The 20,763-nt window shown below is 58.8% G+C and carries 21 protein-coding genes; 18 read left to right on the forward strand and 3 right to left on the reverse strand.

Annotated elements, in window-relative coordinates; genetic code table 11:
* Positions 1-46: 46 nt before the first annotated feature.
* The 4 genes from CQ007_RS12455 to CQ007_RS12470 are packed head-to-tail and all read left to right on the forward strand — an operon-like array spanning position 47 to position 2,883.
* The gene (locus CQ007_RS12455) at positions 47-1,045 is read left to right on the forward strand and encodes a major capsid protein (RefSeq protein ID WP_105646154.1); all 999 of its coding nucleotides are present in this window, start codon (positions 47-49) and stop codon (positions 1,043-1,045) included.
* Positions 1,006-1,389: a hypothetical protein gene (locus CQ007_RS12460; RefSeq protein ID WP_146114581.1), complete on the forward strand. Its 384-nt coding sequence runs from the start codon at positions 1,006-1,008 to the stop codon at positions 1,387-1,389. The genes CQ007_RS12455 and CQ007_RS12460 overlap by 40 nt, the downstream gene beginning before the upstream one ends.
* A 1-nt stretch (position 1,390) precedes the next feature.
* Entirely contained in the window at positions 1,391-1,831 is a 441-nt protein-coding gene (locus tag CQ007_RS12465; protein WP_105646156.1) for a hypothetical protein, read from the forward strand.
* 26 nt (positions 1,832-1,857) lie between these two features.
* Entirely contained in the window at positions 1,858-2,883 is a 1,026-nt protein-coding gene (locus CQ007_RS12470; RefSeq protein WP_105646157.1) for a hypothetical protein, read from the forward strand.
* A 5-nt stretch (positions 2,884-2,888) separates the two neighbouring features.
* On the opposite strand, the gene CQ007_RS12475 is transcribed toward CQ007_RS12470, so the two are convergent.
* Positions 2,889-3,251 carry a hypothetical protein gene (locus CQ007_RS12475; protein ID WP_146114582.1) on the reverse strand — a complete coding sequence of 121 codons (363 nt, stop codon included), beginning with the start codon at positions 3,249-3,251 and terminating at the stop codon, positions 2,889-2,891.
* A gap of 198 nt (positions 3,252-3,449) precedes the next feature.
* Between CQ007_RS12475 and CQ007_RS12485 the strand changes: the two genes are divergently transcribed.
* From CQ007_RS12485 to CQ007_RS12495, 3 genes are read left to right on the forward strand one after another with little or no spacing between them, the layout of a single operon-like run.
* Positions 3,450-3,752, forward strand: coding sequence for a hypothetical protein (locus tag CQ007_RS12485; RefSeq protein ID WP_105646160.1), 303 nt, complete (start codon positions 3,450-3,452; stop codon positions 3,750-3,752).
* Positions 3,753-3,810: 58 nt separating this feature from the next.
* Positions 3,811-7,371 (forward strand): phage tail length tape measure family protein, encoded by a 3,561-nt coding sequence (locus CQ007_RS12490; protein ID WP_105646161.1) that lies wholly within the window; start codon positions 3,811-3,813, stop codon positions 7,369-7,371.
* Positions 7,371-7,778, forward strand: coding sequence for a hypothetical protein (locus tag CQ007_RS12495; protein WP_256582283.1), 408 nt, complete (start codon positions 7,371-7,373; stop codon positions 7,776-7,778). The genes CQ007_RS12490 and CQ007_RS12495 overlap by 1 nt, the downstream gene beginning before the upstream one ends.
* 15 nt (positions 7,779-7,793) lie before the next feature.
* Here the strand turns inward: CQ007_RS12495 and CQ007_RS12500 are convergent, their stop codons facing one another.
* Together CQ007_RS12500 and CQ007_RS12505 are read right to left on the reverse strand one after the other, a co-directional pair.
* A complete protein-coding gene (locus CQ007_RS12500) occupies positions 7,794-8,090 on the reverse strand; it encodes a BrnA antitoxin family protein (protein ID WP_105646162.1) in 297 nt (98 codons plus the stop codon).
* Positions 8,077-8,343 (reverse strand): BrnT family toxin, encoded by a 267-nt coding sequence (locus tag CQ007_RS12505; protein ID WP_105646163.1) that lies wholly within the window; start codon positions 8,341-8,343, stop codon positions 8,077-8,079. Before CQ007_RS12505 ends, CQ007_RS12500 begins: the two co-directional genes overlap by 14 nt.
* Positions 8,344-8,462: 119 nt before the next feature.
* Between CQ007_RS12505 and CQ007_RS19020 the strand changes: the two genes are divergently transcribed.
* The 11 genes from CQ007_RS19020 to CQ007_RS12555 all read left to right on the forward strand — a co-directional run bounded on the left by CQ007_RS19020 (position 8,463) and on the right by CQ007_RS12555 (position 20,690).
* Complete coding sequence (locus CQ007_RS19020) at positions 8,463-10,472, forward strand: hypothetical protein (protein WP_177424342.1); 2,010 nt, start codon at positions 8,463-8,465, stop codon at positions 10,470-10,472.
* A gap of 3 nt (positions 10,473-10,475) precedes the next feature.
* Positions 10,476-12,062 carry a hypothetical protein gene (locus CQ007_RS19025; RefSeq protein WP_177424344.1) on the forward strand — a complete coding sequence of 529 codons (1,587 nt, stop codon included), beginning with the start codon at positions 10,476-10,478 and terminating at the stop codon, positions 12,060-12,062.
* Positions 12,062-13,186 (forward strand): LamG domain-containing protein, encoded by a 1,125-nt coding sequence (locus CQ007_RS12515; RefSeq protein ID WP_105646164.1) that lies wholly within the window; start codon positions 12,062-12,064, stop codon positions 13,184-13,186. The genes CQ007_RS19025 and CQ007_RS12515 overlap by 1 nt, the downstream gene beginning before the upstream one ends.
* A 14-nt stretch (positions 13,187-13,200) precedes the next feature.
* Positions 13,201-15,075 carry a hypothetical protein gene (locus CQ007_RS12520; RefSeq protein ID WP_177424346.1) on the forward strand — a complete coding sequence of 625 codons (1,875 nt, stop codon included), beginning with the start codon at positions 13,201-13,203 and terminating at the stop codon, positions 15,073-15,075.
* Positions 15,075-15,311 carry a hypothetical protein gene (locus tag CQ007_RS12525; RefSeq protein ID WP_105646165.1) on the forward strand — a complete coding sequence of 79 codons (237 nt, stop codon included), beginning with the start codon at positions 15,075-15,077 and terminating at the stop codon, positions 15,309-15,311. Before CQ007_RS12520 ends, CQ007_RS12525 begins: the two co-directional genes overlap by 1 nt.
* Before the next feature lie 117 nt (positions 15,312-15,428).
* Entirely contained in the window at positions 15,429-16,037 is a 609-nt protein-coding gene (locus tag CQ007_RS12530; RefSeq protein ID WP_105646166.1) for a hypothetical protein, read from the forward strand.
* Positions 16,034-17,107, forward strand: coding sequence for an ImmA/IrrE family metallo-endopeptidase (locus CQ007_RS12535; protein ID WP_105646167.1), 1,074 nt, complete (start codon positions 16,034-16,036; stop codon positions 17,105-17,107). The genes CQ007_RS12530 and CQ007_RS12535 overlap by 4 nt, the downstream gene beginning before the upstream one ends.
* A 219-nt stretch (positions 17,108-17,326) precedes the next feature.
* The gene (locus CQ007_RS12540; RefSeq protein ID WP_105646168.1) at positions 17,327-17,881 is read left to right on the forward strand and encodes a glycoside hydrolase family 108 protein; all 555 of its coding nucleotides are present in this window, start codon (positions 17,327-17,329) and stop codon (positions 17,879-17,881) included.
* Entirely contained in the window at positions 17,878-18,387 is a 510-nt protein-coding gene (locus tag CQ007_RS12545) for a DUF2514 family protein (RefSeq protein WP_105646169.1), read from the forward strand. The genes CQ007_RS12540 and CQ007_RS12545 overlap by 4 nt, the downstream gene beginning before the upstream one ends.
* Before the next feature lie 391 nt (positions 18,388-18,778).
* Complete coding sequence (locus tag CQ007_RS12550; RefSeq protein ID WP_218278874.1) at positions 18,779-19,984, forward strand: reverse transcriptase family protein; 1,206 nt, start codon at positions 18,779-18,781, stop codon at positions 19,982-19,984.
* Entirely contained in the window at positions 19,905-20,690 is a 786-nt protein-coding gene (locus CQ007_RS12555; RefSeq protein WP_256582284.1) for a retron Ec48 family effector membrane protein, read from the forward strand. Before CQ007_RS12550 ends, CQ007_RS12555 begins: the two co-directional genes overlap by 80 nt.
* Positions 20,691-20,763 lie beyond the last annotated feature (73 nt).

A 20,763-nucleotide genomic window follows, 5' to 3' on the forward strand; every position in this document is an offset into this window, starting at 1 on the left:
TTCCAACCTCGCATCAGCGGGGTTTTTATTTGAAGGAGCCTATCCCATGGCTGAGATTTCCATTTTTGAAGATGAAGCGTTCAGCGTTGATACGCTGCTGGCTGTCATCAACGACGAACCAGTGATTGCCGGACAGATCGGTCGCTCTGGATTGTTTGAAGAAGAGGGCGTGTCCACCACGACCGTTCAGATCGAGAAGGACGGCACGACCCTGGCACTGGTCCCTGCTGCCTCCCGTGGCGGCGTTGGCCTCTCGGTGCTGGCTGACAAGCGCAGCCTGATCCCATTCAACACTGTGCACCTGCCGCAGATCTTCAGCATCTTGGCTGATGAGATTCAGGGCATCCGCGCAGTGGGCAGCATGACCGAACTGCAATCTGCCCAGCGGGTTGTGCAGCGCCGCTTAGACAAATGCCAGCAGCAGCTGGACCTGACCCATGAGTTTCAGCGGGTCGGTGCGATCGACGGGCTGGTGATCGATGCTGACGGCAAGTCCACACTGCTGGACATCTACCAACGCTTCGGTCTGAAGAAGCTCCAGGCGTTCAGCTTCGAGCTGAACAATCCGGAGACGGATGTCAGCGTCAAATGTGTGGAAGCGCTGGACCAGCAGGAGGACGCCCTCGGCAACGTCACCGGTACCGGGGCCCGCGCCTGGTGCGGCAAGCTGTTCTGGAACAAGCTCATCTCGCACCCCAAAGTCCGCGATACCTACCTCGCCAGCGAGGCCGCCAGTGCCCTGCGTGGCGATCGGCGCCTGGCCTTCGAGTTCGGTGGCATCCTGTGGGAGCGCTACCGGGGCAAGCACAACAAGAAACCGTTCGTTGCTGACGGCGCCGCCAAGCTGGTACCGGAAGGGGTGTCGGGCCTGTTTATCACCGCCTTCGCCCCAGCGGACTATATGGAGACCGTCAACACCGAGGGCTTGCCGTACTACGCCAAGCTCGAACGCATGCCGTTCGACAAGGGCATCATGGGCGAGGCGCAGTCCAACCCGCTGCACCTGTGCACCAAGCCACTGGCCGTGCGCGAGCTGACCATCTGAGCATGGCCAGCTTCGACTCACTGGTGAGCCGGATGGACGCCAAGCTGATGGCCGGCCTCAATGACGGTCGTGTCGACTACTTCACCGCCAGTGGCCAGCCGCTGGCGGCGGGGATCGAGGCGATCGTCGAGCGGGAGGTCGAGCGGGTGAATGACGTCACCGGCGCGATCGATCGGCTCATCACCATTTGCGTGCTCAAGTCCCAACTGGGCCAGATCGCTCGCCAGGGCATCTTCCGCAGCAATGCGGATGCGCCCGTTGCGGCGCTGGCCGGGCGCGACTGGATTGTCGATGGCATCGAGAGCGACGACGGCAGCCTGATTACCTTCTACGTGGTGCCCTGACATGAGCTTACGAGATATTCAGAGCGAGATCATCGCCGCGCTGCAGGCCTTGCTGGCCCCGCTGGGGCAGGTGGAAGAGGGCGATGTGCGAAGCATGTTCGATGCGGACGATGACGGGCTGCCGGATAGCATCATCATCCTGCAGCCCGGTGACACTGTCGAACTCACCCAACAGGGCAGTCCGCGCATGCCCGGCAGCCTGCGTGAGCAGGTCACCATCAACCTTATACCGGCCACCCGCAAACGGCAGTACGCCGCTGAGCTGCGTGCGTTGCGGCTGGCGATCAAGGTCGCCACCGCAGGGCCCAAGGCTGGGCTGCATGTTCAGGGCGTCCAGCTTGCAACGTTCGCCACGCAAACCACTGTCCCGCCCGAGCCGGGCAGGCGCTGGGCATTCCATGTCATGCCCCTGCAAATCACTTACGTCCAACCGCTCGCCTGAGCGGTTTTTTACATCAGGAGATCACCATGATCCACGCACCAGACCGCTCGTTTATCGGCGTTGGCGTACTGTCGTCCAAGCGCTACCAGGCGCCCACCGGGTTGCTCGAGGTTGGTAACTGCAACACCCTGGCCATCCAGCACGCCACCGAAGACCGTGCCCTGCCGAACTACCGTACCGGCATCGGCAACAACAACTCCCAGACCCGCGTCACCGCCGTGACCGGCTCGTTCAACCTGCACGACGTTACCCCGGCCAACCTGGCCTTCCTGCTCAATGCCACCATCAACAGCGTGGCAGCCGGCACGGTGCCCGACGAGGTGCACGGCTGCGGCGGCCAACCCCGCGAGCTGATCGTGTTCAAGTACCTGCCGGACCCGACCCAGCCCATCACGCTGACGGCCATGGCCAAAAGCGCCACGGCCAGCGCCGCCAGCGGCAACGCAGGCGATGGGGCCATCACTGGCCTGAGCGGCGTAGCCGCGGCGGTGGGTGTGTATACCGTCACCCTCACCAGCCCCACAGCATTCAGCGTGACGGATGCAGCGGATGCGCTGGTCGGCACCGGCACGGTGGGTACCGCCTTCAGCCAGGCCGGGCTCGAGTTCACCCTGGTCGAGGGGGATACCGACTTTGTAGCGGATGACAGCTTCACCATCACCGTCACGGAAGCCAGCACCCCGGTAGGCGAGCAGGGCACCGACTGGGTTGCCACGCCCTATGGTATTCAGCTCACCGAAGCAACCGGCTTGCCCGCCGGCAGCATCACCGTGAACTACACCCGTCTGGCGGCGGATGTGACCGAGGTACTGGCCCAGGCCGGAGCAGGGGAGAAGACCCTGCACTTTGCCGGCCTCAACGATGCGCAGAACAGCGAGCCGTTCGACATCATGCTGTACCGGGTCAAGTTCCGGCTGATCCAGGAGCTGCCCGTCAGCACCACGGAATACGCCGCCCTGGCCGTCACCTTCGAGGCGCTGCAGGACGTCACGCGGGTGGGCAATGGTTTGTCGCAGTTCTACACCATCCGGCAGTTGGCGCGGTCAGCCTAACAGGCTCAGCCAAATAGCCGGTCCAGGGCCGCCTCAGTGAAGTAGCCGGCAAGCCACCAACCGAAGCTGCCAAGGGCAAGCAAAGCGCGGTACCACCAGGTGCTGCGCCGTATCTTGTCCTGCAGCTCATCAGCAAAGAGGCGGCCTTTGGTGGTGATGCCCTGCCATCGGAGATTGTTGATTTCCAAGGGCGATCGATAGTTAGGCAGGTAGCTGCCACGGGCCATCTGTTCATCCAGTAACTCGGCTGCCAGCGGGTAGTCATCAGGCGATGCGGGGCCGTTGAGCAAAATGCGCAAATACTCGTTTTTCCATTGGTGGTTTTTCTTCTTGTATGCTCTTGGCGTGGTGATGTCGGGTTTTGACAAGATCAGTTTCCTCCCTGAATCAGCCAGCTCTGAGGTGCCCCGCCTGTTAGTGATGGCGCTGGCACTGCTGCTGGCCTGGTTTGTCTGGATACCGCTGGTGTTGTGGGTGTTACGCCGAATGGGCGTCGACGTTGATTGAGACCGTTGGCAGTTGATGGCTCTATGATATGGTAATGCTTGTATTCCGGGAGGGACACCATGAGCATCATTCAGCGCGGTACAGTGGCTGCAACCATGATCGGCGTCGCCATGCTCTATACAGGTGCGATATCAGCCGAGTGCCGCACGTTCAACAGCAATGAACTGCGAACGCTGGTCATCCAGAAACTGATCAAGGAAGGCATGACCGCCCAGCAGGTCGAGCGCAGCTGGGGCAAACCGACCAAGGTACGCCATAACTCCCGTGGCAATACCTGGGAGTACTGGAACCCCGGCGGTGACCAGATTGTGGAGTTTGGCCGGGATGGGTGTGTTGCCGGCTGGTATACGGCCCGAGATTAAATGTTAAGTCCTTTCACAACCCCGCTCCGGCGGGGTTTTTCATGCCCGGAGTTTACCCATGGCCATCAAAGACCGGCTGATTCAGTTTGTATTCCGCGGTAAGAATGAGCTGTCACCGGAAGCCAAGAAGCTGGCCGAGGATCTGGACAAGGTCCGCGTCAAAGGCAAAGAGCTGACCGATGAGCTGGACAAGGCCAAGGGCGCTCAAGGGCTGCTGATCAACTTTCGCAGCACTGGCGAAGAAGCCGAGCGTATCCGCCGTACGCTGGAGCGTACTGAGCAGAAAGCCGCTGAACTCCGCGAGGAACTGAACAAGAGCCCCGGTAGTAAAGGGCTGGCCGACTCACTACGTGCAGCCGAGCGCGATGCTGCACGCGCTGGCCGCGAGCTGGACAAGCTGACGGTTGAGACCAAGAAAGCCGAGGCCGCCGCGCAGGCTGCCGGTATCGACACCCGCAATCTGGCCGAAGAAGAAAAGCGCCTGGCTACCGAGGTGGACAAGGCCAAGGCTGCAGTAACCGACAACACCAAACAGCTGCGGGATCTGGAACGCCAGCAGCGTGCTGCCGCCCGCGCGACTGCTGAACACCAATCGCGGGTGGATGCCGCCCGCAATGCCATGGATTCTGCTGGCAAGCGGGTGCTGGCTTTTGCTGCGGCCTACGTATCGCTCAATGCCGCACTGGGGCTGGTACGCCGCGGCTTCGACCTGGTGCGCGGTGGCATCGCCAGAGTGATTGGTGAGGGCAGTGGCGCCGAGAACTCTATCGCCCAATTGAATGCGGCGCTGGCCGCCACGGGCAGTGCTGCCGGCTGGAGTGCTGAGCAGCTACTGAAGATGGCTGATGATCTGCGTGACGTCAGCAACTTCAGCACTGAGCAGATCATCGACGCTCAGACGCGGCTGCTGTCGTACACGGATGTGGTCGGCGAGCAGTTCCCGGCGGCGATGCAGATCGTGATCGACCAGGCGCAACGCCTGGGGATATCCGTCGAGCAGTCAGCCGAAACCGTTGGCCAGGCCCTGCAGAGCCCCAGCAAGGCCATGGCAGCCCTTGGTCGGCAGGGCTTTACGCTGGAAAAGAGCCAGCAGGATCTGCTCAAGCGGCTGGAAGCGACCGGGCGCATGGCCGAGGCTCAGGCCATCATCATGGACATGCTGACCGAGTCCTACGGCGGCTCGGCAGCCGCTGCACGGATTGGTACCGCAACCGGTCTGTGGAAAGGCCTGCAGGACCAGATCGGCGACTTCTTCGGCATGATCAGCAGCGCCGGTGCCTTTGACTACGTCAAGGATAAGCTGCAGGAGTGGACCGACAAGATTATCGAGCTGAAGGACAGCGGCCACCTCAAGCAACTGGCTGAGTCGCTGTCCAATGCGTTTATCCAGGGCGCAGAAAAGGTTGAGGAGTTTATCAAGTCCCTGGCCGGGGTGGACTTCAAGACGCTGATAGACGACAGCGCGGCTTGGTTTAACAACTTTGGTCGGCACATCGATGATGCGGTGGTTCGCGTCAACTCGTTTATTCTGCCATTCCGCGCGTTGTTCAACGGCGTTACCTCTGGCTTTGCTTTGCTGGGAGCCACGGCAACCAGAGTCACCAGCGCTGTGCTTGGCCACTTCGAGTGGATCAGTCGAGCGATTCCGGACCTGTTCGGCGGCGATAAGGTGCGGGCCAAACTGACCGAAATGAAGGACGCCTCTGATGCAATCAGCTCTGCAATGCTTGCGCAAATTGAGCAGGACGGTGAGGACATCCGTAATGTCTGGGACAACACCGCTGGCCGTGTAAACGAGTCCCAGAAAACCATCGCCGAAACGGCCAAGTCCACCTCCGAAGAAACCAAGAACCAATGGACGGTTGCTGCTGAAGCTGCCGCCGCCGCGGCGCAGATGATGGCCAAGGCGATCGATGAGCAGAAGCAAAAGCAGATCGAGGCGCGCGCCGAATACGACGCGGGCAACATCACCCTGGAGGAGTACTCGCGACGCCACAATGAGGCGGCCCAGGCCATCGTCGAGTTGGGCAAGGCTGCAGCGGATGCGGCCAAACCCAAAAGCGAACTGGCCAACCAGATCGAGGAGTTACGCAAACAGCAGGAAGCGGCTCGGGCCGAGTACGACGCCGGTAGTATCTCGCTGGAGGAGTATTCGAAGCGGCACAACGAAGCCGACGACGCCATCAAGCAGCTGATCGCCAGCAGCGAGAAAGCCACCTCGGTAGGTAGCGAGCAGGCCAAGGCCGTCGCTCAAATGAAGGAAGAACAGGCCAAGCTGTTCGAGGAATACCGCAAGGGCAACCTGACCCTGGAGGAGTACCAGCAGAAACACAACGCGCTGGCGTCTGAGATTGCCAAGCTCGGCATCTCGGCCTCCAGTGCCGCCAGTGGCATCGACGAGGTAATCAAAACCCTGGGCGATCTGGCCGACGTGCAGGGCGCCATCAAAAACGCTAAGACCGACGTCGACATCAACAAGCTCGGTGCTGCTATCCGCAAGATGTACGCCGACGGCAAGCTGACTGCCGACGAATACAAGCAAGCGATGGAGGCGCTGGAAAAGCAGAAGACCGAACTCAAGAAAGCCACCGACGAGCAGAGCAAGTCGGAGCAGGGCCTGGCCAGCAGCATCGACCTGGTCGCCAAGGCGCTGGAAGAAAAGGCCGCGAAGGGACGGGCCGCCCAGCAGGCAGCTAGCGAGGCCGCTGCTCAGCGCGCTCAGGAGATGGACAGCTGGGGCGGCTACTTCGACTCGGTCATGACCGCTGCCCGCGAACCCCTGGCGGCACTTAGCGAGCAGGCCCTGGCGGCGTTCGACTCCATCCGGGGCATCGCCAATACGGACATGACCATCGATACCAGCGGCATAGAAGCCACCCGGGCATCGATGGAGCGGCTACGCGAAAGTATGGCTGCCACGCAGCGGGAGCTGGATGACAACCTGCGCAGCCCGTTTGCCAGGTGGGCTTCGGAACAGATCCAGCTGAGCCAGCAGATCCGGCAGGACTACCTGCAGCAGAAGCTGTCCCTGCAGGAGCTGATGGACCGCTATGAGCGCGGCACCATCACGCTGCAGGGCTTTCGCAACGAAGCCTCCAGGCTCAAGGGTAGTCTGACCCTGCTGGACCAGAGCGACCTGTCACAGCTGGAAAGCGCCATCGCCAGCGTCAAGCAGCAGATGGAGGCGGTGGGTGACAGCGCCCGCAACACCTTTGACAGCATCCGTGACGAACTGGACCGGCTGCAGGGCGATACCGAGGCCATCGAGCAGCGCCGCATGGCCAACCGTCGACGCGACCTGCAGGCGCAGATTGCCGAGGCCCGCGCCGCCGGCAATGGCCAGGCGGTGAGCGACCTGACCCAGGCCTTGGCCATGCTGAAAACCATTGAGGCCGAGCAGCAGCACGCCCGGGAACAGGAGCTGCGGCAGAACCGCCGGGAGGCGCAGCAAGCGGCCGCGCCCGGTACCGAGGCTGCAGCCCCCAGCGAGCAGGCCGCACCGACCACGGTCATCCGCCTGGAAAGTGCGCGGGGCAGTGCGGTGGACGTGGCGGTGCCGGATGGGCAGCAGGATCAGTTTCTGAGCATCCTTGAACAAGCTGGACTGAGGACCATTTGATGTACATCACCCTCGACGATGTGCAGCTGGATGACCAGCTGCAGTGGGTCAACGAGTTCGACCACAACCCCATCGAGCAGACCCGCGAGCACTCGGTAACCGGCGCGCTGCTGATCCAGGAGGGCGTCAAGCTGTACGGGCGGGAGATCGAGCTGCGCAGCAATGGCGGCGTCTGGACGCCGCTGTCTGTCGTTCGTCAGTTGGAGGTCATGAGGGACGAGCCAGGCCGGGTGATGCTGCTGACCCTGGTTGGTGACCGCCAGTTCCATGTGATCTGGAACCGCACTGGTGGTGCGCCGTTGACGGCTGAACCGATGTTCCGCGAGGTATACCCCACAGCGGATAGCGTGTACGGCGTCAACCTGCGGCTGCTGACGGTGGCGCCACCCGCTGAGCCGGGGCCCTGAGCGGCCCCGGCATACTCATTGATTGCGCAGCCGCCCGGCCTCGATGTCGGCACGCAGCAGGTCGTTCACGCGGGTCTGCCAGCCCTTGCCGGTGGCCCTGAGAGCGGCCAGCACGTCCGCATCGATACGGATCGTGGTTGACACTTTCAGTGGCTGGGCGGACTTGGGCCGACCGATGCGAGCCTGGGGTTTGGCGGCTGCCCATTCCTCATCAGTGAGCGGAGTGGCATCCGGGTCAGCTGTGGCTGCCGCAGTGATTGCACGGTCTTCTTCGTTGGTGGGCAGCAGGGTGCCCGGCTTAAGTTTCGGCATAGCGTTTTACCTCTCGCTTGTTTGCCTTGCGCAGGCTGATGACGCGCCGTTCATCGACGCGATCCACGAATGCCATAAAGAACAAACGCAGACCGATATAGCCGAGAGCGCACTGGCGTGGTTCACCGTAGTCGCGGCGGGTGTCTGGCCATACCACGGCTGTATCCCACTCGAACTCCACAGCCAAGCCAAGGGAAACCCCGTGCTTGTCGAGGTTGATGGCGTCTTTACTGGCTGTATAGGTGATGTCCATGCACTTATTGTATTAACAATAAATAGGCGCTGCAAGCGCTCGCGTCAGCACAACTCATAACCTGGACCTGTTATTCCTGCCCACCCCCGTGTGGGTTTTTTTACGCCCGGAGATCCTGCATGACCATCAACGTCGATGACGTAAAGCTGCTCAAGTCACAGCGCCTGACCGATGAGGAAGACGGCGGTGGCCGGGCTACCGGCGAAGCCGTGGCCGATGGGGAGATGAACAACCTGTTCCCCGACATCAGCCGCCTGGACCGCACCCTGGGCCGCATCAGCCTGCGCAAGGTGTTTGCCGGCGTGATGACTGATAACGCCGACCCTTACCTGGGTGTGCACTCGATCGTCACCCAGGCCCCGGAAGACCCCCGGGTGTCGGTGCTGCTGTTCAATACCAACGACCAGACCGACGAGCGCGCCGATGCGCGGTCGGTCATCGAGGGCTACGTGGTACCCAGTACCTACGCTACCTTCGAGCTGCTGGGTGATCAGTTCGCTGGCCAGCGGGCCATTACCGGCATCCAGCGCCTGGAGGCGCGCATGCCGGAGATCGGCGAGGTGTACCAGTTGCTCAACGGCAGCGTGAGCCAGTACGTGCGCATTCAGGATGTCGAGGCCACCGAGGAGGAGTTCATCAAGGACTACGGCAACGGCAATTTCCTGAACTTCACCCGGCGCCGCTTGAGCCTGATCATCAGCAGCCCGCTGACCACTCGTTACCCGGGTGGCCAGCCAGAGCCGGCAGGCACATCGGCTACCAACCTGTCGGGGCAGGCCAAGTCACAGGTCCTGTCTACCCAGGTGGCGGACTCGGCGCGCTACTACGGCATCAGCCCGCTGGCCCAGCCGGCCACGGCGGGGGACATGAGCCTGTCGGTGGCCTCGGTGTACTCCCAGCTGGTCCCCAGTGCCATGCGCGAGAGCGCGCTGACCAACCAGAACGGCGGCGCTCGCAGCCGCTACATGGTCGCCAGTGCCAACAGCAACCGCAGCCTGACGCTGAGTTTCACCCAGGTTACCAGCGGCCATAGCCGGGCCTTTCTGACCACCGGGGCGCTGCCGTCATCGGTTGAGCTGAGCATCAGCAGCGGTGTATATGCCGATAACGGCCAGGGCGAGCTGACGCACCGCAGTGGCTCCAGCAGCTTCAGCCGGATCACCATCGACTATGAGACCGGGGAGATCAACGCCTACCGCGCTTCGACCTTCACCGGCAACGCCAGCGTCAGCTACCGCCCAGCGGCGGCCGCGACCGGGCAGGCGATCACCGGCGAGATCCAGATCGACCTGGGCAGCCGCGGCTTTGCCTACACGCTCAACCTGGCCGATGCCAAGCCGCGCCCCGGTACGTTGGTGGTCAGCTTCATGGCCCTGGGCAAGTGGTATGAGCTACGCGACCTGGGCAACGGCGAGCTGGCCGGGGAGGGCAGCGGTACCGTGGACTTTGCCAGCGGCGCGGTCAGCATCAGCCTCAACGCGCTGCCGGATGTGAATACCAGCCTGATCTACAGCTATATCGGCCAGTGGGACAGCAACCTGCAGGTGCACGCCGGCAGCGGCGATGCGCCGGAAGTACGCATCGCCCACCGGCTACCGCATGACGGTATCCAGCCCGGCAGCCTGACGGTGACGGTCACCATGGGCGCTGAGCCGAAAACGCTCACCGACAACGGCGACGGCACCCTGACCGGCGAGGCAGGTACCGGGCGCATTGTCTACGCCTCCGGCCAGATCACGCTGCTGCTGACCGCCACGCCGGACGCGGGCAGCAATGTGCAGTTCGGCTATGAACGGGCTGGCCACGATATCGATACGCCGATGACCGCCACGCCGGATACCGGCGGCATCGTCAGCGGGGTGCTGCCCGGTGCGCCGTTCGAGCCAGGTAGCGTGAATATCCGCTGGCAGTGCCAGCGCCGGCAGACCGCGCCCTCTGCTGTCTACGGCGGCAGTGCCCAGTACACCGGGACCATCACCGTCGACCACGAAGCCAACGATGACGGCGCCGGTGGCTGGCAGGGCTATACCGGCAGCATCAACTACGCCACCGGGGCATTCAGCCTGCGGGTGGAGCAGATCTACGACTGGCGTGAACACACCCTGGTCTACGAGCCCCTGGAGATTTGATACATGGCCACATATGGCAGACTGGCACCCAGAACAAGGTCAACCGGCGGCGGTGGCAGCAACCCGCCCGCCGAGCTGAAACAGGAAATCTTCGGTGGCACGCTGATGGTGCGCGCCCAAGCAGCAGGTACCACCTATGAACCGCAGACCGACAGCGTCGGCGCGCCTCCGCTGGAGATCGACCTGCTGCCGCATGTCGCCGACCCGATTGTGCCGGGCAGTCTGATATTCCAGTGGGGCGGCGAAACCTACATCGACCGCTCCGGCGTGTTGTTCCGCGCCGTCAGCACCTCGACCAACGCCGGCACCGCCGTCGGTGCAGTGGACTACGCTACCGGCATCGCCACTTTGCAGAGCTACCCCGGCGGCCAGGCGGGCGTGGTCAACCGCCTGGCGGCGCTGACCGAGAACGGCGGCTTCAGTACCACCCGGCTGACCTTCCGCACGCCCGGCGCGCCCCTGCGCCCGGCCAGCCTGCAGGTGACCGTCATCCGGGCCGACAACAGCAGCATCGTCACCGGTACCGCCGACCTGAACGGCAACATCACCGGCAGCGGCATCATCCACGGCGAGGTGGATATCCAGAGCGGGATCGTCCGCCTGGTGTTCAGCACCAACCCCGACGACCTCACCGGTGCGTCTGATGTACCAGTGATCGCCCTGCTGGTCACCTACAACGCCGTGGTGCAAACCAGCATGCCCATGTCTGCCGATCTGCTGGGCCTGGACCCAGTACGCCTGCCCGCCGATGGCCGGGTGCCGATCTACCGGGAAGGGGATGTGTTGGTGATTCACCACACCGCTGAGCATGCGGTAGTGCCGGTGGCAGGTCAGACTATCACCTTCGACCGCGCCTATCAGGCTGACATTGAAGTGATCGACAGCAATGGCGTGGCCATGAGTTCGGCGCAGTACAACACTGACCGGAAGTTGGGCACCCTGACCTGGGCCGACCCGGTGCTGCTGGTCGATGCCGAGGACAACATGCTGACCCCACCGCTGACTATCCGTGAGCGAGTGGAGCACATGACGGTCTGCACGGAAGTGCAGATCACCGGGGCCATCTCCTTTGGCTCACCGCTGCCGTGGGATTTGCCCGCCGACGAGACTCGCGTCAGCAGCGCTGTCACCTGGGGCGACCTGCAGGCTCGGGTCTATCGCTGGTTCACCCAACAGACCTGGAGCCAGGGCGCGCCCAACTGGAGCGACACGCCTATCGGCAACGCCACCACGGCGCAGTACAACCAGCTCAACTACCCGATCGAGATCACCAACATGGGGGCGATCGCGGGCAAGTGGGCGTTGGTATTCACCAGTCCTACCAGTTTCAACGTGGTGGAGCAGCAGTTGGGTGTGATCGCCACCGGCAGCACCAGTACCGACTGCTCACCCATCAACCCCGCGACCAGTGTGCCGTACTTCGTGATCCGCGCAGCAGGCTGGGGTACCGGTTGGGCATCGGGCAATGCTGTGCGGTTCAACACCGACGCCTGCCTGGGACCGATGTGGGTGGTACGTACCGTCATCAGCGGTCAGGGCACGGTGGATGATGACAAGATGAATTTGCAGATTCGAGGGGATGCAGGCTGATGGCTGAAGAAGATCTATGGTTCGGCACGCTCAGCGCCACGGTACGGGTGGAGGACCTGCCCGCCACGCGGCAGGTGGTCGCAATCGAGCGTCCGGAAGTCGGAGACTGGCGCGTCTGTGGAGCCGGGTCGAGCAATGCGGAGGGAGTGGCGACTATACCCATCACAGGTTTGCCTACCAGCCGCATATACGCTGTAGTGGTGGATGATTGGGGGCGCCCATTTATACCAGAAATGAGCGTCATCCCTGGAGAGATCGTCAGGCCTACTCACTTCGTTGGATGGATGTATCGGGTAACCCAGGCGGGTGTGCTACCGGCAGAGGAGCCTGCATGGTGGAACTCGATGGCTGGTATACCACGCGAGGTTGGTACCGCAATGGTTGAGTCGATCCGTCATTATCAGCCTATAGCCCATGGCCCAGTCAGCGATATCGATTGGGCCGATCGAGAGTTCGATCTTTACTGGGACAACGTCGTTCTGCTTTTGCAGCCGCCTTTTGCTGGAAGCGGTGTGATAGACCACAAGGGACGCCATGTGTTTACTACATCAGGCGGATTCGGTGTCTCTGAGTCCGATCTGCTTTTCGGCCAGCCTACGCTGCAGATGTCAGGCGGTACATACTTCCAGGCGCCTGATAGTGAGGACTGGGACTTTGGGGCCGAAGATTTTACTGTTGAGCTTTGGTACAAGCAGACCACGACCCCGAGCAGCTATCAGGGTCTTATTTCGCAGCAGGGAAGTAGTGCCTCGACCCGCAATGCGTGGAAGATCATTACCAATAACTCCGCATCCGCTTTGGTGGGGCAGGCCAGTACAACAGGGGCCGCCAATACCAACAATGTGAGCGGTCCTCCATTTCTTCAGAATGAATGGGTTCATGTCGCCTTTATCAGGTCTGGCCAGTATCTCACTCTGTTCGTTGACGGTGTGGCCGGCTCCAGTAATTTTATCGGGAGCCAAGCTATTTATAACTCTTCCGAACCTTTACGAATTGGGCGCCAGGCGAGCACGAATATGGTCGGACGTCTTGGACCGATCCGGGTGACAAAAGGCATAGCTAGGTACACCGAGAACTTTGTCCCGCCAACCGGGCCTTTCCTCACTGAAGGGCCTCTCCTCTGAATTGGGAAGAAACAATGACCTACCAGCCTGGACCAGCCGACTTCCAGCTCGGTAGTGATGCCTACAACCCCCCATCCCCACTCGGCTTCAACTTCGGTAGCACTCCGGCAATCATCCCAGCCCCGCCACCCAGCCTGATCCGGGGAGTAGGCGCGGCATGGAGCAGGGCGGTTGCAAACAGTACTGCGCCCACCGCTGCTGCCTGGGGCGAGGCTCCGGCCAAGCAGCACGCAGCAGCCACAGGCTGGGGTACCGGCGCAGCAGCAGACAGCGCCCGCGCTGCAGGCTGGTCCGCAGTCCCGGCCAAGGAGCAGGGCGGGGCCGCTGCATGGCGGGCTGGCAAAGCAGCTGATGGCGCGGCCAGCAGTCAGTGGGGCGATCTGCCCGCCAAGGACAGCGGCAACCATGTGGGCTGGGACAAGAGCCTGAAACCCACCGACTGGCAGGTGCACGTCACCTGGAACCCGGCGGTACCCAGCAAAGACCGGATCATCACGCCGCGCTTCCAGCGCAGCAACGAATACGGCACCCGCATACCCCAGAGCCAGCCTGCGCCACTGCATCACCCCGGCGGCGCAGTGGCGTTCACGTTCAGGGGTGGACTGTACACACCGCCGGACAACGGCGATGTGTTTTTCCACTTCTATGTGCAGCCCATTCGCGCCGGCCGCATCGGCCCGGTGGACTCGGCTGGGTCTGCTCGCTGGGGGCTGTCACGGCAACTGGATCGATTCCGGCGCCTGCCATGGGGTAGGGCGCGTGCCCTCGACCCAGTGCCCACCGGCATCGAATACCCGGACTACGAAGGCCCGATCTCCATCATCGTGCCGCCCCCGGCCGAGCCGGACATACTGGAGACCTACATGATTGCCAACAGCGTCAGCCTGGTCGTGCTGCCGGACCGCACACCACTGGATGCCACCGCCCTGCGTGTCAGCCTGGACATAGACAGCTTCGCCTGGACCCTGTCCGCCCAGCTGTTCGGCCGCACCTCGCTGGCCCAGGTGCGGCCCACCGCCAGCGGCCCCAAGGAAGTTGAGCTGACCATCAACGGCCACCGCTGGGTATTCATCATCGAGCGCTATTCCGGCACCGGCAAACTGGCCGACGAGCGCTACAGCATCACCGGCGTCAGCCAGACCCAGCTGCTGGCCAAGCCCTACGCCCCGACCCGCAGCCACAGCAACGCGGTACCGATCAATGGCCAGCAGGCCGCAGAACAGGAACTGCTGTACACCGACTTCACACTGCACTGGAACAGCCAGACCATCGGCCCGCCCGACTGGACGCTGCCCGAAGGCGCATTCAGCTACGCCGACAAGACAGCAATGGAGGTCATCGCCGAACTGGCCGAAACCGTCGGCGGCATCGTCCGCCCTGCCCAGGCCAGCCGCGAACTGACCGTTCTACCGCGCTACCGCGAGCCGGTCTGGCAATGGTCCAGCGCGATCATGGACAAGATCATCTCTACCAACATCGTCAGCGAGTGGGGCAGCGAATGGCAACCGCAACCGGAGTGGAACAGCTGCTACGTCAGCGGCACCAACCACGGCATCGCCATGCAAGTGCGCCGCGCCGGTACCGCCGGCAATGAACCCGCGCCGGATGTGTACCACGACTGGATCACCGGCGAGCAAGCGGCACGGGCAAGAGGCATCACCGAACTGTGCAAAGGCGGCAACCAGGAAATCGTCACCCTCAACCTGCCCCTGTTCCCCAAGCAAACCGCCCCTGGCCTGGTACAGCCCGGCATGCTCTGCGAAGTGCGAGAGATCGACGACACCTGGCGCGGCCTGTGCCTGGCCACGGAAATCAGCGCAGACGGCATCGGAGCCAGCCGCGTCAAACAAACCCTGCAACTCGAACGCCACCACCGGGAGGGCGCCTGATGGCCACAACAAACCCCTGGAAACGCTTCGTCGGCCTACTACCCGGCGGCGCCCGCACCGTCGGCACCGTGGCCAGCATCAACCTGCAGACGAGCACCAGCACGGTCACCCTGCGCAATGGCTCACAGATGACAGCGAAAGGCACCAGTGTGCCGGTGGGGTTGAGGGCGTTTGTGGTGGATGGGCAGATAGCCGGGCCGGCACCAGAGTTGCCGCAATATGAAGTGGAGGTGTGATTGGCATGGGCTCTGTATCGAATCTGAGGTATATAAAATAATTCAAGGAATAATTTTGTTGTTAAAATAGAGTTTTGACGGTAGCGTATTGCTGATCCCTCTTCAAGGAGTTATGCAATGCCGTTCCCAGATCAAGAGCAAGTGCTCAACGTACTCAAACCGCACTTCCCGGCCTTGACCGGCTCCCTACGTAACGCGTGGTCAACTTGGCTGGGCAGTGAGTTTGTCGGGCGCTGGAATAAAAGATCAAGGGCCAATTTTGTCTGGGAGGAGACACGGCATGCAGCAGTGAAGCAGCTCACAGGTGTGTCTGGTGTCGCGATTCTTGCTCGCTCTGACACCACTTACTTTGTGGTTGATCAGCAGGTGCTATTCCGCTTCAAAAAAGGGGATCACTTGGGGGTAAGTGGCAACGTCAAAACGAAGGAATCGCAAGCGTATCATGACCACCTCCAGCCGCCGCTGAACCTACCGGATCTTATGCGGGTTGAGGTGGTCTACCAGCTAAATGAGCTTGAAACATCCATTTTGGACATTATTATTGTCGCCCGGCAAGGGGTGGCGGTGCTCTGGAAATTCAGCCTCCTGCACTCCGATGCTCGTGTTATTCCGCTGCCTCTTCAAACAGAAGAGAGCGAGGCCCCGACTCCCCAGCGGAAGGCAGTGGTGCGTTCGGCTATTCAGAAAAAAGGCGAAGTTAGGCTAGACGATGCGAAACGATCATGAGATTTAACTCCGACCTCCTCCGAGTGGCTCGTCAGGTTCGGGGTTTGAGCCAGACGAAGCTGTCTGTGGACAGTGGGTTGACGCAAGGCGCGATCTCCAAGATGGAGAACGGGTTATCTGAGCCCTCGGAAGAGGTGGTGCAGAAACTGGCTGATACCCTGCAGTTTCCACCTTCATATTTTTATCAGAGCTTTCAGCCGTTTGGGTTGCCGGTCAGCGTGCACCCGATGTTTCGAAAGAAGGCATCTGTACCTGTGAAAGAGTTGGAGCAGCTTGAGGCTGGCCTGAATCTTAGGCTCTCGCACTATCAAACGTTGCTGCGCTCGGTTGAAATTGACCGTGACCTTGAGCTGCCCAGACTCGATCTGGATGACTACGACAATGATCCTGTCGCGATTGCCTCTTTGGTTCGTCGTACCTGGCAAATACCCCGAGGCCCGATCAAGAATCTCGTTCAGTACGTCGAGAGGGCCGGCTGCATTGTGGTGCACTGCGACTTTGAGGGGGTAGGTGTTTCAGGGGTGACCATCACGCTAAAGGGACTGCCTCCGTTTATTTTTATCAATCGGAATAACCCAGCGGATCGGCAACGGTTTACCTTGGCTCATGAGCTTGGGCACCTCGTAATGCACCGCTTGCCTACCCCAGACATGGAGCGGGAGGCGGATCGCTTTGCGGGTGCATTATTGTTGCCGCCTGACCAGGTAGCTCCTTATTTCATGGATGGGGTTACCTTGCCCAAGTTGGCTGCTTTGAAGCCAGTTTGGCGTGTTTCTATGGCAGCGTTGCTGATTGCAGCAAATAATCTTGGCTACTTGACTGCAAATCAAAACCAATGGCTGTGGCGTCAGTTCAGCGCAAAAGGCTACAGAACCAATGAGCCGCCCGAGTTGAATTTTGAGGTGGAGCAGCCATCAGTGATTCGTGACATTGTCCAGCTCCACCTTGGTGAATATGGATACACAGAACAGGAGTTGGCTTTTGTTTTGCATGCGGAGCTGTCTGATTTGAGAAGGCTGCATGGGCTTGAATCTGAGCCACCGAAGGTTGGCTTGCGAATCGTCAAGTAAACAGCAATCCTTTAAAGAGGATAGTGCATGATGTAAAAGCCCAGCTCAGCGGGTTTTTTGTATTTCTAGGCCTTACATCTTCTGTTGGCGTGAATGTGTAATTTGATTGCCAGCGCAAGGTACAAGAGGCAGAAGCCACTCAAGGTCAGAAACTGACAAACCCACACCCTGAACCTCATCAACCCGCCCCGGCGGGTTTTTTTACGCCTGGAGATTGATATGTCTAAAGTGATTGACCGGATCATCGCTGAGGTGATCCAGGCTGAGGGCGGCTATGTGAATGACCCAGCCGATCGCGGTGGCGAAACCAACTACGGTATCACTGTGGCCGTTGCCCGGGCGAACGGGTACAGTGGCCCGATGCGTAGCATGCCCAGGTCGGTTGCTGAAGCCATCTACCGCAAACGCTACATCACCGCCCCCGGCTTCGACCGCATTGCCGCCATCGATGAGCAGATTGCTGAAGAGGTCATAGACACTGGCGTCAACATGGGCCCGCATCGAGCAGGGGAGTTTCTGCAGCGCTGGCTAAATGGCTTCAACCTGCCCGGCAGCGGCTATCAGGATCTGTTTGTTGATGGCCAGGTAGGTCCGTTGTCGATTGATGCCCTACGCCGTTACCTGTCAGCACGGGGCCAGGAGGGCAGGCTGGTGCTGCTACGCGGCTTGAACAGTACCCAGGGCAACCGTTACCTGGAGATCACTGAGAACAACAAGTCCCAGCGCCGGTTCCTGTATGGCTGGGTACGTGCGCGGGTGGTGCTGCCAGCATGATCAGCCAATACACACTCTACGCAAAACTCGCCGCTCTCGCGGGCGTAGCGGCCCTACTGGTAGCCCTCGGCTGGCAACTCAACGGCTGGCGACTATCAGGCCAGATCCAAACCGTTAAAACAGAATTCGCCGAGTACCGCGCAACAGTCAAAGCCGCAGGCGAGCGAGCTCAGGCAGACGTCCGCACCACCGAGCAGGCATGGCAATCCAAAATTGAAAAGGTCCGCACCGATGCAAACCAACAGCTCACTGAAACTGAACAGCGCGTTGCTGACGCTAACGCTGTTGCTCTCCGCCTGCGCAAGCAGCTCGAACATCTATCAACCCGTCTCACCGAAAATCCCACAACTCCCCCTGGAAGCCAAGCAGCCCCCGCCACCTGCGGAATGCTTACCGAGCTGCTTGCAGAAACTGACCGATTGGCGGGAGTCTATGCTGAAGCGTCTGATCGAAGCCGAGTAGCCGGAGAGGCTTGTGTTGCTGGGTATGAGGCGCTGCTGCCTTGATGGTTTGCATTGGCTGGAGTTTTGTGTGCATTTCGGGAGATGAGGGCAGGAAAAGTTCGTCATTGATTGGAAAACAAAAGGCTTGCATCGAGCATGGCGGCATAATAATATCGATTTCGCATGAACGTATCGTTCAATTGCTGCAACCGAAATTTAAAGCCTGTTGAAATATGCTCTTTAGGGCGTCTAGTTTAATAGCTAGACATATTGGGCGGGGCCGCGGCAGTCTCCGACTCCCGCGCTCTGCGCTCCCGCGTTGCTGGAGTATTTCATGGCGAGCGCACCACGAGAAAGGTGGCTGAGTTCAACAGGTAATTTGGTGAAGGCAACACCTTTCTCGGCATCCTATTTTATGGATTGGTGCGCATCGCACTAAATCAGGGATTGAATCGTGCGACTGTTTCCCCAGAAAGTGTCAACAGCGTCTATAGCTAATGTTGATAGCCTCTGCCAAGCACTGTCTATTCCTCGCTCTGTTTTAGATCAAGTTTTGGCCCTGGGGTTGGATGAGCGTTACAAGGAAGTCATGCATATCAAAAAGGCTGACGGGACTAATAGGCCTATATATAACCCACATCACCTTCTTCGTCGTATTCAAAAAAAGATAAATGAGCGTATTTTTTCAGATACGAAAATAATAAAGTGGCCAGGTTTTTTATATGGTTCAATCCCGAATCAGACTGGAAGTTCAGGGCAGGATGTTAGCAAGGATTATGTGGCGTGTGCCGCAGTGCATTGTGGTGCAAAAAGTCTTTTGAAGATAGATGTTGAGAGCTTTTTTGATAACATACAGCGAGATATCGTTTTAAATATATTTTCTAAATTTTTAAAATATCCTGAAGATGTGGCAGATGTATTGACTAATATATGTTGCTATAAAGGTCGTTTGGTTCAAGGTGCTCTGACATCTAGCTATATTGCATCGCTTTGTCTATGGGATGTTGAGGGGAATGTTGTTCGGCGATTAAATTTAAAAGGTCTAAGATACACAAGGCTTGTTGATGATATAACTGTCTCTTCGGTTGGTTTGGCAACAGATTTTTCATATGCTAAAAAGCTGGTTGAAGATATGCTGTCAGATAGAGATCTTCCTATTAAAGCGAGTAAGACAAAAGTTTATAGGATGTCTAGTGAACCGCTCACTGTTCACAGTTTAAGGGTTAATTTTTCGTCGCCAAGGCTTCCTGCTGATGAGGTGGGCAGAATTAGAGCCGCTGTGAAGCATGTTGAGAGACTGGCTTCAGAGCCAAATTATATAACAACGCATAGTTATCGTAAGGTATACAATCGTTGTGTGGGAAGAGTGAATAAGCTTTCACGTGTAGGCCATAATCAACATAAAATTTTGCTGGCCAGGCTAAACAAGATAAAACCTCTCCCATCCTTTAGCGATATTCGTCGAGCTAAAGCTATGCTTGCTCGACTTAAAAGTGACTTTGGCAGCAAAGGTCATACACATTGGTATAGATCAAGATATTATCGGCTTGATCAAAGGTTAAGGATACTTTCGAGAAGGTATGAGAGAACAAGTGACCAGATTCGTGAGGAGATTAGGGGTATTAAACCGTTTAAAAAACATAGTTCGGAAACTCACTAGAGGTAGAAAGGAGCTAGATTATTTTATCTATGCTCTAGTTTTGATACTCTGTTTGGGTGTGGTGGTTAGTTTTTCTTCTGCAATAATGGTAATGATTGCTGATGACAGATTGAATTACTCTTTTTGTCTCAGGAATGAGTGCTTGAATAATGTCGCCGATTACTATAGTGCTCCGATTGCTATATTTGGTTTTTTTGTGGACGTCTTAGTACTCGTTGCCACGGTTGGTGGAATACTCGTTGCACTCATGAGCTATCTTGGCAGCAAGGATACCTCTAATTTTACAAATCATATCTCTCACCTCTCTCTCTTTCAGGAGTTTTTTGTAGGTGAAGTCAATAAAAGAGACAGGCTGTCGATTTCTTCATTTGATGTGTATAGAGTTTATTTTATGGTATTCCCAGGCTCTAAGGATGGTGACTTCGTACCGGGAGAAGATTACTCGTATTTTTTGACAGAGGTAAATAATGCAATTAATGAGTCTAATAGAAAATTTACAAGCGGGTCAATTCCTCCCTTTAGCTATCAGCAACACCAGACAGCAATGATAGATTGTTTTAGGATGATAGGGCTTTCATTGCAGCATGTGCCGAAATTAGATTTCTTTGAAATAGAGAATCAGGTATTGGATTTGCTAGAAACAATTAATAAATCATTTATTGGGGGGCATGAGAGCTTAAAGGTAAACGAAAGACTCTATCGTTAAGTGTATCTTTAAGGATGGAGGGAAAAAGCCAACGGTATTGGGTTAGCTGTATGTATTTTGACCTAAGCAGCCT

This window comes from Pseudomonas sp. MYb185, assembly GCF_002979975.1.
Lineage (GTDB): Bacteria > Pseudomonadota > Gammaproteobacteria > Pseudomonadales > Pseudomonadaceae > Halopseudomonas.